This is a genomic window from Pseudoalteromonas sp. A25, from assembly GCF_009176705.1.
Taxonomy (GTDB): domain Bacteria; phylum Pseudomonadota; class Gammaproteobacteria; order Enterobacterales; family Alteromonadaceae; genus Pseudoalteromonas.
Genome location: NZ_AP021846.1, coordinates 2,591,599 through 2,603,876, shown reverse-complemented (window position 1 = coordinate 2,603,876; position 12,278 = coordinate 2,591,599). Strand labels below are relative to the sequence as shown.

The window sequence follows — 12,278 nt, the reverse complement described above, 5'->3', positions numbered from 1 at the left end:
CTGCTTACTTTACATTAGCATTGTGCTCTTCGGGTTTTCGAGCCACCATAAATACGGCTTTATTGGGGCCTGGGCACCACTCATATTCAATGGTAAAGCCTGCATTTTCCATGGACTCTTTTAATGCTTTTTGGCTAAAAATTTGAACACTGGGCATAAATGGCAGCACTTTAAAAAGTGGTGCAAATAATTTAAACCGAGTGCCCATATCACCAATACAGGCTGTGCTTGTCACAAAAACGCCACCAGGCTTTAATAGTTCAAATACCTTGGCAATGTGAGCTTGCCAATCGTGTAGTAGGTGTAAAATACTCATGCCCAGTACTACGTCCCAACTGCCATTAGGGCTATTGAGATCAAGCAGTTGCGTTTGCTCAAAACTAATATTGGTTACATTAGCTGTGTCTGCTTTTTCTTTTGCGATCTGAAGCATTTTTGAAGAAAAGTCTGTTGCGTGAACATGTTTAACTTTGGGGGCGTGATATATCGCCGTTGAACCTGTACCACAGCCAAATTCAAGCACACGTGTGTCGCTCGAAAGGTATTGCTCAGTATGATCTAGTTTTTTTTGATATGACACTTCGTCGGCAACCGGTTGTTTTGCGTAATTGTTGGCGATGCAATTCCAGAAAAAAGAATGTGTAGGCATGTTGACTCCAGCCGTAAAAGGGATTTAGGTGCATATTAGCATGCACAAATTAATATTAATTGGCCGAAAATTGCATTTTAAATATACATATTTGCATGGGTTGGTATATTGATTTAAAAGGTAGTAGAGCGATGGAGACAGGATGGATTGGCGTTCAGTGAATTTTGATTGGAATCATGCGCGGTCATTTTTGGTTACCGCAAGAGAAGGCTCTTTGTCAGCGGGCGCACGTGCACTCGGGCTTACTCAACCGACGTTAGGTCGTCAAGTTGCATCGTTAGAAGCTGAGTTGGGTGTTGCTTTGTTTGAACGGGTTGGACGAGGGTTAAGCTTAACGCCAACCGGGTTGAAATTAGTTGAACATGTAGAAGCGATGAGCGAAGCGGCTAATCTATTTTCGCTGGCAGCATCGGGGCAGTCTGATTCTATCGAAGGCAACGTGGTGATCTCAGCATCTGAAGCCACATCAGCTTTTATACTGCCACAAATATTGCTGCCGTTTAGAGCGTTACATCCGGGTATTTCATTGCAGTTACTTGCTTCAAACGCCGCCAGTGATTTAACAAGACGAGAAGCAGATATCGCTATTAGGGGCTTTCGGCCACATCAACCTGATTTAATAGCTAGGCGTATTAAGGATATGGAGTTTGGCTTTTATGCATCACCAAGTTACCTAGCTGGTGTCGATTGCTCTGTTAACGCCACCGACTTTAACTCGTTGTCGTTCCTTGGTTTTGATCACACCGATATGATGATTAATGAACTGAACAAAAGAGAGATCCCTGCGACAGATAAAAACTTTTCGATTGTTTGTGAAAACCATCTGGTGCAATGGGAAATGGTTAAAATGGGATTTGGGATCGGGATAATGGCCACATCAGTTGGTGATAACGAGCCGTGCGTGACCCGTGTGTTTAAAGATATTGCCCCTTTTGTCGGTGAGCAGTGGCTGGTTGCCCATCGAGAGCTACGCAGCAACAGGCGTATTAGAGCCGTTTATGATTTTTTAGCACATAAACTAGCGCGGTAGCGACTACCGCACTGCATTATTCGCTTTGGTGGTCATTCGCATTGTAGCGTATCAATTGATAACTCAATATCTACCCATACCAGCCTATGATCTGAAGACGCGCGTCTATCAGCAACCAATTCAGCGCCAGCTTCATCTTTTGTTGGCCAAAATACGCCGCTGTTGGTGAGCGTTAAATCTGCTGATGGCAGCACATAGTCTGCTCTCATGCCCCAATGAGCGGTATGCGTTGCCGCATTTGTGTTACTTGGTTTATTCAGTAAGCCACCTTTTGAGGTGGGGGCTGGATATTTGCTAACTCGTGGGTGCTCCAGAAGCTGGCTGATGGCTTTTGGGTGTGCATCACCATCAACTGCACTGGCGTTTAAATCGCCTAAAATCACGAATGAGCTACCGTTAAAACCACCTGATTGACCATTGTCGTCATACAGGTAGCTGTTGCCTGTTTCACTGATGTAGTCTTTCCACAATCTTATTTCATCGTGGTTTCTGCGACCATTTCTATCTTCAGGTCCATCAAATACAGGCGGCGTTGGGTGACTTGCCAGTATGTTGATTTTTTTGCCGCATACATTGATAGGTACATCCCAATGTGATTTAGAAGACAGTCGCATGATGTTGCGTTCTTGTTCTGAATACCAGCTGCGTCCATCTTGCGTTTTAGGCATGAAGTTGTCGGGCATGTCTTGCCACAAAAAGCGCTGGAAAGTACGCACATTCTTATTATCAATGGGAAATTTAGAAAGTAAAACCATGCCATATTGGCCGGGGTAATGACCAAACCCAAAATGCGTTAGTCTTGTTTTTTCGCCCAACAAAGGCGTTTTGACGCCTGTATTTACAGGAGCTAGGTAAATGTGTGGGTAGAAAATGGGCTCAAAACCATTTTGTGATACTTCTAAATATCGCTTTTTAAACAAATTAATCCCTTGTTCTGGGTCGCTGATGTAATCAAATTCATTGAGTAAAATCACATCTGGGCGTGTGCGTTGAATGATTTGAGCAATATTGTTTATTTGCTTGAACTGACCGCTGATTAAAGCAGTGGTTAACGCATTGCCGGATACGTCGAGGTGCTGATCTATTTTGTAATTAGTCGCTTCCATACTGACGTTAAAAGTCGCCACTCTCAGGTTATTTGAGTCTTCTGGCACCTTTGTGGCTGGCTTATTTTGAATACTTTGACAACCTATATTTAATAATGCGGTTGCCAACATGGCGGGTAGAAGAGTGTTTTTCATTGTGAACCTAGAAACTAAATACGGTCGCTGTAGTTTACATGGTTTCGTCTTAAAATGATGTTGGTAGCATATTGTTTTATTTCACTTAATTATTTAAAAAGGCGCATGATGGTAGTTAAACTCCGACAATATGCGCCAGTTAAAGGCTTTATTCACTGTGCTCAGTGGCACTTTCTTCAGCTAGTTGCTCTCTCGCTGCTTTGGTTAATCTCACTAACTCTTTACGCACACTGGTGCTATCTAAGCAGATTTTCTCAAATTGCACATAGTAGTTTTTCTCGTTGGCGCGCAAGTAGCAGCCATCGCTGACTATGGTTGTCATGGTGACGCTATCGCTAGCAATGCCATGAGTGAGCTTTAAGATCAGACGATTAGCATCGCTGTGGTCATCATTCATATGGGTAACCATATTGGCTTCGTCGTTTAAATCCCATTGTGATTGCGCTTGTCGCCATTCATCGTTTTCAATCCAAAAAATATGACCAAAGCCGCCGATATAGCGTACGCGTTTAACTTCCATGCGCCACAGCTGGAAATCATGGGCTTGGCGGTAGCTTACAGCTTCAGGGTACTGGCGCTCATAGCGGGCTAAGAGGGCGTCATGTTCCTCTACAGGCACCGGCGCTGCGTCACCCACCACAGTTACACGGGCATGCGCATTTTGGTCACCTTGCTCGGCCGCATCAAATACGGTGGCACACATTTTACTGTTTTCACAGAGGTTGCGTGAGTGCTGCGCAATGCCTGCAATGTAAAAGACTAATCGGCCTTCATTATCACTCATAAAAGGTGAGACCGAACCAAACGGGTAACCAGCTAGGTTCTTAGAAATGGTTGAAATTACGCAAACATTAGATTGTCTGACTAAAGTTCGGGCCTCAAAGGCCGCTTGTTCACGCATGAGTTACTCCTCGTTGTGGTTCTGAAAATATCATGGGTATTTGGTGATCAGGATGCGGTGTGATTTGCATGCCTGCTCTATAAATTGGTTGCAAAACAGAGTGTTGTAAAACATCCTGAGGCTTGCCGTCATGACTTAGCTTGCCTTTATTGAGTAGCAGCACACGATCTGCATACAAAGAGGTTAAGTTTAGGTCATGTAGCACTGCAACAACAGTATTGCCTTGTCTAGCAAACGCTTTAGCTTTTGATAGTGTTAAGTGTTGATGGTGCATATCAAGCGCTGAGGTGGGCTCATCCAGCAACATCAGTTTACTTTGCGTTGAGCTTTTGTGGGCATTTAGCTGTGCCAAACAGCGGGCAAATTGAACACGTTGAAATTCGCCGCCCGACAACGCTGTAACATCTCGGGATGCAAGTTGCTCTAAGCTCAGTTGTTCAATTATTTGATTGACCACCTCTGCTTGTTGTTGCATCGACTCATTATATGGATAACGGCCCATGGCAATAAGCTGTGCGGCAGAAAACGCAAAGTTGATACGGTTATTTTGTAAAAGCACAGCACGTTTGGTAGCAAGCGCATGATCATCCATAGCGTACAGTGCTTTACCTTCTAGTAATATGTTACCTGTAAAAGGGATATCGCCACAAATTGCACTTAATAGTGTTGATTTACCTGCGCCGTTCTCTCCTAGTAATACCGTAAACTCACCTTCTTTTAAGGTAAAATTGACGTTTTCAAGGATGCGTTTTTGGCCACGTTGAATAGATAAATGCTGGCAGCTAAGCATGTTGACCTCGTTTTTGTTTCAATAATTGATAGACAAAAAATGGGCTACCAAATAGCGCAGTTACAATACCGATAGGCAGCTCTGATGGCGCAACAATAAGGCGTGATATCCAATCTGCTAATAACATTAACACGCAACCTAGCAACATACTCAATGGCAGCATACGTCTCAAGTCGGGGCCAACGAGCAAGCGTGCCACATGAGGGACTAACAGGCCAACAAAGCCAATCATGCCAGCCAGAGCAACGGCGCTGCCTACACCTAAGGCAACAATCACAACAATTTCCATTTTTAGCTTTTTAACGTTTACACCAAGGTGACGCGCTTCAAGCTCGCCAAGCATCAATGCATTGATTTTTTTACGACGTATAAATAAAGCAAATACGCTCAGTACAATGAGCGGGGCCGCGTATTTCATTGCTGACCAACTTGCACCGCCAAGCGACCCCATTTGCCAATAGGTCATTAAACGCAGGGCGCTATCATCAGCAAAAAAACTAAACAAACCAATGACAGCCATAGCCATGGCATTAATAGCAACACCGGCAAGCAATAAAGTGGTGATCTGCACTTGCCCCTGATGGCTTGCAACTTTATAAATTAATGCTGTAACACTAATTGCGCCTAAAAATGCTGCTGGTGTTACCATCGCTTCGTGGATAAAGCTTACTTTTGCATTAAGTGCAATCACAGCCACTGCGGCCATGGCAGCCCCGCCCGTTACACCCATTAAACTAGGATCTGCAAGTGGGTTTCGGCACAGCGCTTGCGTTGCAGCACCAGCGCTGGCTAATACTGAACCGACTAAAATAGCGAGCGCTAACCTAGGCAAGCGAATTTGCGTCATCACGCTAACATGCAGAGGTTGAACATCGGCAGTCATTGACTCAGGCAACAACCAAACAATTGGCATTTTTAAATCCCAACCAATTGCTCCGCTGCTTAGTGATAACCAAGTTAACAAGACAAGTATGGCAGCACTTAACCAGTACCACTGAATATGCTGCCTATCGTGCAGTAATGGGTGTGCAATATTGTTCATAAAGCTGTTTGTACATAGTCAGATAAGGTTGCAATGGCTTCAGGGAGTCGAGTGGTCATGCCGATCGAGCTTAATGAATCCATCACCAAAACACGGCATTTTTGTGCCGCAGGGATAAGCGCAAGTGATGCTTGTGCACAAAATGCGTCTTTTCCACCTAATGCATACACACTATGGCTTGGCGCAACGATGAAGTCGGGGTTGCTGGCTAAAAGCGATTCTAAGTTGTAGGGTTTAAAACCTGAGCCATTAGCAAGGTTTTCAATTCCGGCATAATTAAACAACACCTCAGGTACTGTTTCTTTGCCTGCAACCAATACACCTCGGTCACTGGCGGATAATATAAAGAGTGCTTTATAGGGCGTTTGTTTTTGCGTTGTTGGTAACTGCTGTTTGAGCTTTCTGATCAGTTGTGTCGCACTATTTTGCTTATCTAAGTCCTCACCAAGCATATTGATCAGGGCAAATAATTCAGTAACTTTGGTTGGTTTAGGATAATGCTTTACTTGAACACCTGTACTTTTAATTTGCGTTAAAACTTCAGGCCTGCCACTGCCTTCGAGTGTTAACACGTGTGTAGGGGACTGCGCCAAAATGCCCTCAGCTGCTAAATCTCGATAATAACCTACTTTGGGTAACGACTGTGCTTGCTGTGGCCATGTACTTGAAGTGTCTACGGCAACAACTTGTTCCCCTGCGCCGAGCGCAAAAACAATATCTGTGAGCGTCCCGCCTGCGATAACCAATCGCTCAGCTTGCACGTTATAACTCAATATCAACAGTGTAAAAAATAAATAGATACGTTGTTTCATCTGTTTCTCATTTTATATAAAAACTCACGGATAAGCGCCTGGGGCATACTTTGTTTGTCTAGCCCAGTTTTTAAGCACGCGCTTTTTGATGTGTGAAGTGTACAGAAAATGGGTTTTTAAATCTACACCTAAATGATATCTATTTTCATTTGCATTTGTGTCTTTGTGCTTTTATAGTGTCGGCAAATAACTCGTTTCCCTTTTTGAGGTATAAAAATGGTATTTAAACACTCAGCAATTTCTTTTGGTTTGATTATGGCTATGACTAACTCGATGAGTGTGTTAGCTGAAGAATTTGAAAAAAATAGCGATGTAATCGTTGTTACGGGCTCGCGTATCGACCAAAAGTTATCAGATGTTGCTGGAAGCGTTAATGTGGTTACCGAGCAAGATATTGATGGTGAATTGGCGGTAGATTTAACAACGGCATTTCGCTATCAAACCGGTATTAGCGCAACAGGGAAAGCGGGGCAGGCACAAGCGTTAAATATTCGCGGCATGGGTGGCAACCGCGTGGTTTATGTAAAAGATGGTCGCAGGCTTAATGATGCCTATCAAGGTGGCAGTGGCTTGTTAGTAGGTCGTGGCTACTTAGATATTGAAGGGATAAGACAAATAGAAGTAGCAAAGGGTGCTGCGTCTTCTTTATATGGCTCTGACGCACTGGGCGGTATTGTTGTTATTTCTAGTAAAACCCCTGAAGACTATTTGGCTGAACAGTCACAATTTGCAAGTATTCAGGCTGGTTTTAATGGTTTAAGTGATGAATCGTCTTTCACTGGTACGTTTGCAAGACGTTTTGGTGATAACGCAACATCCATCGTTTTGACGCGCCGAGACGGTGAAGAAACGCAAAACTACGCAGAGGACCTGCCTGGCTTTGATTACGACAGCAATGCCGTGGTTTTAAAATCACAACAGCGCTTGAATAGCACCGACACTTTATTAGTAACGGTGGATTACTTTGAGCAGCAAACCAATCAAGTTGTGTCTAAAGCGTTGCAAGAAACGGTTGATGACAACAATAGCGTATCGTTCTCTTTGGGTTACAGCACTCAAGCGGCTACTTATTTATACGATAACTTAGATGCGCAAATCTACTTAACCGATTTTGAACAAAAGAGTGCACAAATAAGAGCCGGAAATGGTCGAACGGGCGCTTATGTAGATCACAATGATTACCGCTTTGAACAGCAAATTTGGGGCGCTAAGCTGTTGCTTGATAAAAAGCTGATGACTGGCAGCGTGGCTCAGCAAATAGTTTATGGGTTTGACTTTGAACGTTACGACACTACACGCCCGCGTTTTAAAACTCGCATAGATGCAACTGGGCAAACGCTCTTTGCTAACCAGCCGCAAAAGGCATTTCCTGGTGCCGATACAGACATGCTAGGTATTTTTGCGCAAAGTAATATGACGTTAATAGATGAACTGCTTGAATTGCAAATGGCGGTACGTTGGGACCATTATGATATGCAAGCTAAAGACAGTGCACTATATGAGGGCGCAGACTTTAAAGGTATCGACAAAACTGCATTTTCTCCAAAAGTAGGGCTGGTTTATTCGGTTAATCGTCATTTGCGGGCTTATGTACAGTATGCAGAAGGGTTTAAAATTCCTCCTCATGACCAAGCATATCAAAGCCATGGAGTAGAACCATTTTATCAAATCTTACCTAATGCAGATCTTGACCCTGAATATAGCCAAGGCATCGAGTTGGGTTTAAAAGGCGACTTTGAAAATCATCAATTTGCGTTATCAGTATTTAATACTGACTTTGATGGCTTTATCACCTCTAAAGTTGTAAAAACGCAGCCAACACGGATCCCAAGAGTCAACAAATCTTATTATCAATATCAGAACTTGTCTGACGTTGAAATAAAGGGCGTTGAGGCCAGCTATACACTATGGCTTAATGACCGTTTTGCGATTGATGCGGGTGTAACGTACTTAGATGGCAAAGATACGGTGGCAAATCAATATATAGAGTCAATGAGTCCATTGAATGGTTATCTAAAAGCCCGTTATGACTTTGGTGATTTGTCGGTCACTGCTGCTATTCGTGGTGCCAAAAGCATGGATAAAGTACCTAATGAAACGATGGTACAAACCAGTGGCTGGGGTACAACTGACTTGTTTGCACAGTATCAACTAGGTAAATGGCAATTTAATGGTGGGGTGTTTAATGTATTTGATAAAGAATACATCTCCTATCAAGATGTCGCAGGGCAAGACAAGGACACTAGTCTGAGCCAATACACGCAGCCAGGTAGACATATTGCTGCAAAACTGAAATATATCTTTTAACCTCTTTTGAGAGCGTCTGTGAGGCTATAAGGCGCTCTCATCGTATTTTTTATACACTTAGGCTATACCTTAGGTGTAAACAGTAATGAATTGTTCTACCAAAAGCAGAAAACGTAATTCTTACTTGCATTGTTGAAAAAAACTCGTACAATTCCCCAGCTTCCCAATAGTGGGAAGTAAATCTTATTAATGAAAACAGTCAATCTATTTAGAGGACGGTATGGTAACTATTCGTTTGCAACGTGGTGGCGCTAAGAAGCGTCCTTTCTATCAAATTGTGGTTGCGGATAGCCGTTTCTCGCGTGACGGTCGTTTCATCGAGAAAGTAGGTTTCTTTAACCCTATCGCTGCTGGTCAAGAAGAAAAACTTCGTCTAGACCTTGCCCGTGTTGATCACTGGGTAGGTCAAGGTGCAGGTCTTTCTGATCGTGTAGCTAAGTTAGTTAAAGACGCTCGTAAAGCGGCTTAATAGGCGTAAGTGTAACCATGAGTCAAGAAAACACCTCGATTATTGTAGTAGGTAAGCTTGGTGCCCCTTATGGTATTAAGGGCTGGCTTAAGGTGCATTCATTTACTGATGATCCCCAAGGGATCTTCGATTTCAGCCCATGGTTGATAGGGCAACAAGGTAAATGGCAAACCCTTGAAGTAAGCGACTGGCGTCGCCACAACAAGGGCTTTATCGCCAAGTTTGCGCAAGTAAATGACAGAGACCAAGCAATGGCTTTCACCAATGCGGAAATTTCTGTAGATGCTGCGCAACTGCCAGAGCTTCCTGAAGGGGAGTTCTATTGGCGAGATCTCATTGGCATGTCTGTTGTGACTGATAAAGGTTACGACTTAGGACAGGTTGATGACTTGATGGAAACAGGATCAAATGATGTTTTGGTTGTGAAAGCAAACAAAAAAGATGCATTTGGTCAGTCGGAGCGTTTAATTCCTTTTTTAACTGATTCAGTTATCAAAGAAGTTAAACACGATGAACGACAAATTATTGTTGATTGGGATCCAGGCTTTTAATGAGCCAGCAAAATCCATTGTGGATTGGAGTGATTTCGCTCTTTCCTGAAATGTTTGATGCGATAACCCAACAAGGCGTTACAGGCCGTGCGGTTAAAAACGGTTTAATCGATTTTAACTGTTGGAATCCACGAGACTATGCCACTGATAAGCATAGAACTGTGGATGACAGACCTTACGGTGGTGGTCCTGGCATGTTGATGATGGTGCAACCATTACAGCAGGCAATACTTGCAGCCAAAGCGGCAGCAGGCGAAGGCGCTAAAGTAATTTATATGTCTCCTCAAGGGCGAAAACTAGATCAACAAGGCGCGGCCGAATTGGCCAAGTCAGAAAAATTGATTTTAGTAGCTGGTCGCTATGAAGGTATAGATGAGCGGATCATCGAGTCTCATGTAGACGAAGAATGGTCCATTGGTGATTTTATCCTCAGTGGTGGTGAACTACCGGCCATGACATTAATTGATGCAGTAGCTCGATTAGTGCCAGGGGTGTTAGGTCATAACCAATCTGCGGAGCAAGACTCATTTTCGGATGGCTTGTTAGATTGTCCTCACTATACTCGGCCAGAAACATTGGATGGCAAAAAGGTACCTGCTGTATTACTCAGCGGTAACCACCAAGAGATAGCCAAATGGCGCACTAAGCAGTCATTAGGTCGAACTTGGTTACGACGTCCAGACTTGTTGCGTAACCTAGCTCTGACTGAGGAGCAAGCGACACTACTCGCTGAGTTTCAGCAAGAGTACCAAGAAGCTTGTGGCTAGAAGACAGTTACACCTAGGAATGTGAGAAATAAAATGGCAAAAGTAAACCAAAATATTATTAAAGAGCTTGAAGCTGAACAGCTTAAGCAAGACGTACCTGCGTTCGGCGCTGGTGACACAGTAATTGTACAGGTACGCGTAAAAGAAGGCGAAAAAGAGCGTCTACAGGCCTTTGAAGGTGTTGTAATCGCTAAGCGTAACCGTGGTCTACACTCAGCTTTCACAGTTCGTAAAATCTCGAGCGGTGAAGGTGTTGAGCGTGTATTCCAAACGCACAGCCCTCTAATCAGCAGCATTTCAGTTAAGCGTCGCGGTGCAGTTCGCCGTGCTAAGCTTTACTACTTGCGTGAGCGTTCAGGTAAATCAGCACGTATTAAAGAGAAACTTAACTAATACGCGCGTTTACCCCGCTAAAAAAACAGGCCACTCTTTGAGTGGCCTGTTTTGGTTTATAAACACAAAAAATTCAACTAACATATAAGCGCTTTACGCTTTCTTCATTTTAGCTATCTTGATAGACTGACTGTATCATATTTTTTACTGCTGTAATTTAATCTTTACACCTCATGGCGAGTACAATGGATTTAAACGAATTAAGACACGGCATTGATGCGTGCGATACTGAGCTGGTCAATTTGTTGGCTAGGCGTCGCGCTTTGACTGAGCAAGTCGGTATTATTAAACAACAAACGGGTGCACCATTGCATGCACCAGAGCGAGAGGCTGAATTAATTGCCTCAAGACGGGAGCAGGCCCAAAGCTTAAATGTTAACCCTGATCTGGTAGAAGATATTCTCAGACGTATGATGCGAGAAGCCTATGAAAACCAGCAGGGCAAACTGGCCTGTGCCGCGCCGTCTTTATCTCCTGTGGTGATAGTAGGTGGTGAAGGGGCGATGGGGCAGCTTTTTGCCAAGCAATTTCAGCGCTCAGGTTATGAAGTACGAATATTGGATAGAGCGCAGCAGTCTCAGGCTCAAACATTGTTAGCAGATGCTAAACTCGTGATGATCAGTGTGCCAATCAACGCAATTGAAAGCGTTGTAAATAGTTTACCAGAACTACCTAAAGACTGTGTTTTAGCTGATATTACCTCTGTAAAGCAAAAACCACTTAAAGTGTTGTTAGACAAACATAGTGGCCCGGTTGTGGGTTTACATCCTATGTTCGGTCCAGATATTTCTCACTGGGTGAAACAAACCATTGTGGTTTGTCACGGTCGTATGCATAAAGCATGTGAAGGTTTGTTACAGCAACTCAATATTTGGGGAAGTCAGCTGGTAGAAATTGATGCAAAAAAACATGACCAAGCGATGCAAATTATTCAAGTAATGCGTCACTTGACGACATTCGTATATGGACAATTTTTGTCAAAGCAATGTCATACTCTTGAGGAACTAAGAAGTTGCTCGTCGCCAATTTACCAGTTGGAACTGATGATGGTTGGGCGTTTGTTTGCGCAATCACCAGAGCTGTATTCCGATATCATGTTAGCACAATTTGACGATGTAGAAGGGTTGCTGGCAAGTTATCAAGATACGTTTGCCAATACTTTAGATAAATTACAAAAGGGCGACAAAGCTGCGCTTATAGATGCCTTTACCCAAGCCAAACAGTATTTTTCAGATAGTGCTGCACAATTTTTAAAACAAAGTCGCGGCTTGTTAAACAAAGCCAATGACGCCAAAGTGCTAGATTAATTAAAAAGTATTGGGCCAA

At 43.4% G+C, this 12,278-nt stretch carries 13 protein-coding genes; 7 read left to right on the top strand and 6 right to left on the bottom strand.

Annotated elements, in window-relative coordinates:
- Positions 1-4: 4 nt before the first annotated feature.
- Positions 5-649 carry a class I SAM-dependent methyltransferase gene (locus GDK41_RS11140; RefSeq protein WP_152086483.1) on the bottom strand — a complete coding sequence of 215 codons (645 nt, stop codon included), beginning with the start codon at positions 647-649 and terminating at the stop codon, positions 5-7.
- Between the two features lie 142 nt (positions 650-791).
- Between GDK41_RS11140 and GDK41_RS11135 the strand changes: the two genes are divergently transcribed.
- Positions 792-1,679 carry a LysR family transcriptional regulator gene (locus GDK41_RS11135; RefSeq protein ID WP_152086482.1) on the top strand — a complete coding sequence of 296 codons (888 nt, stop codon included), beginning with the start codon at positions 792-794 and terminating at the stop codon, positions 1,677-1,679.
- A 32-nt stretch (positions 1,680-1,711) separates the two neighbouring features.
- Here GDK41_RS11135 and GDK41_RS11130 read toward each other — a convergent pair whose 3' ends face one another.
- The 5 genes from GDK41_RS11130 to GDK41_RS11110 form a co-directional block, all read right to left on the bottom strand.
- Positions 1,712-2,920, bottom strand: coding sequence for an endonuclease/exonuclease/phosphatase family protein (locus GDK41_RS11130; RefSeq protein ID WP_152086481.1), 1,209 nt, complete (start codon positions 2,918-2,920; stop codon positions 1,712-1,714).
- Positions 2,921-3,068: 148 nt separating this feature from the next.
- A complete protein-coding gene (locus GDK41_RS11125; RefSeq protein ID WP_152086480.1) occupies positions 3,069-3,821 on the bottom strand; it encodes a HugZ family pyridoxamine 5'-phosphate oxidase in 753 nt (250 codons plus the stop codon).
- On the bottom strand, positions 3,814-4,611 hold the full coding sequence (locus GDK41_RS11120) for a heme ABC transporter ATP-binding protein (RefSeq protein ID WP_152086479.1): 798 nt from the start codon (positions 4,609-4,611) through the stop codon (positions 3,814-3,816). Before GDK41_RS11120 ends, GDK41_RS11125 begins: the two co-directional genes overlap by 8 nt.
- On the bottom strand, positions 4,604-5,653 hold the full coding sequence (locus tag GDK41_RS11115; protein WP_152086478.1) for a FecCD family ABC transporter permease: 1,050 nt from the start codon (positions 5,651-5,653) through the stop codon (positions 4,604-4,606). Before GDK41_RS11115 ends, GDK41_RS11120 begins: the two co-directional genes overlap by 8 nt.
- On the bottom strand, positions 5,650-6,465 hold the full coding sequence (locus GDK41_RS11110; protein ID WP_152086477.1) for a heme/hemin ABC transporter substrate-binding protein: 816 nt from the start codon (positions 6,463-6,465) through the stop codon (positions 5,650-5,652). The genes GDK41_RS11115 and GDK41_RS11110 overlap by 4 nt, the downstream gene beginning before the upstream one ends.
- Positions 6,466-6,681: 216 nt before the next feature.
- Here GDK41_RS11110 and GDK41_RS11105 point away from each other — a divergent pair, with 216 nt between their 5' ends.
- The 6 genes from GDK41_RS11105 to tyrA all read left to right on the top strand — a co-directional run bounded on the left by GDK41_RS11105 (position 6,682) and on the right by tyrA (position 12,259).
- The gene (locus GDK41_RS11105; RefSeq protein ID WP_152086476.1) at positions 6,682-8,772 is read left to right on the top strand and encodes a TonB-dependent receptor domain-containing protein; all 2,091 of its coding nucleotides are present in this window, start codon (positions 6,682-6,684) and stop codon (positions 8,770-8,772) included.
- Between the two features lie 220 nt (positions 8,773-8,992).
- Positions 8,993-9,241 (top strand): 30S ribosomal protein S16, encoded by a 249-nt coding sequence (gene rpsP / locus GDK41_RS11100; protein WP_010382415.1) that lies wholly within the window; start codon positions 8,993-8,995, stop codon positions 9,239-9,241.
- A gap of 17 nt (positions 9,242-9,258) precedes the next feature.
- On the top strand, positions 9,259-9,792 hold the full coding sequence (rimM, locus tag GDK41_RS11095; RefSeq protein ID WP_152086475.1) for a ribosome maturation factor RimM: 534 nt from the start codon (positions 9,259-9,261) through the stop codon (positions 9,790-9,792).
- Positions 9,792-10,559 (top strand): tRNA (guanosine(37)-N1)-methyltransferase TrmD, encoded by a 768-nt coding sequence (gene trmD, locus GDK41_RS11090; RefSeq protein ID WP_152086474.1) that lies wholly within the window; start codon positions 9,792-9,794, stop codon positions 10,557-10,559. Before rimM ends, trmD begins: the two co-directional genes overlap by 1 nt.
- 33 nt (positions 10,560-10,592) lie before the next feature.
- Positions 10,593-10,952, top strand: coding sequence for a 50S ribosomal protein L19 (gene rplS, locus GDK41_RS11085; RefSeq protein ID WP_152086473.1), 360 nt, complete (start codon positions 10,593-10,595; stop codon positions 10,950-10,952).
- Between the two features lie 173 nt (positions 10,953-11,125).
- Entirely contained in the window at positions 11,126-12,259 is a 1,134-nt protein-coding gene (gene tyrA, locus GDK41_RS11080) for a bifunctional chorismate mutase/prephenate dehydrogenase (protein ID WP_152086472.1), read from the top strand.
- The last annotated feature ends 19 nt before the right edge of the window (positions 12,260-12,278 follow it).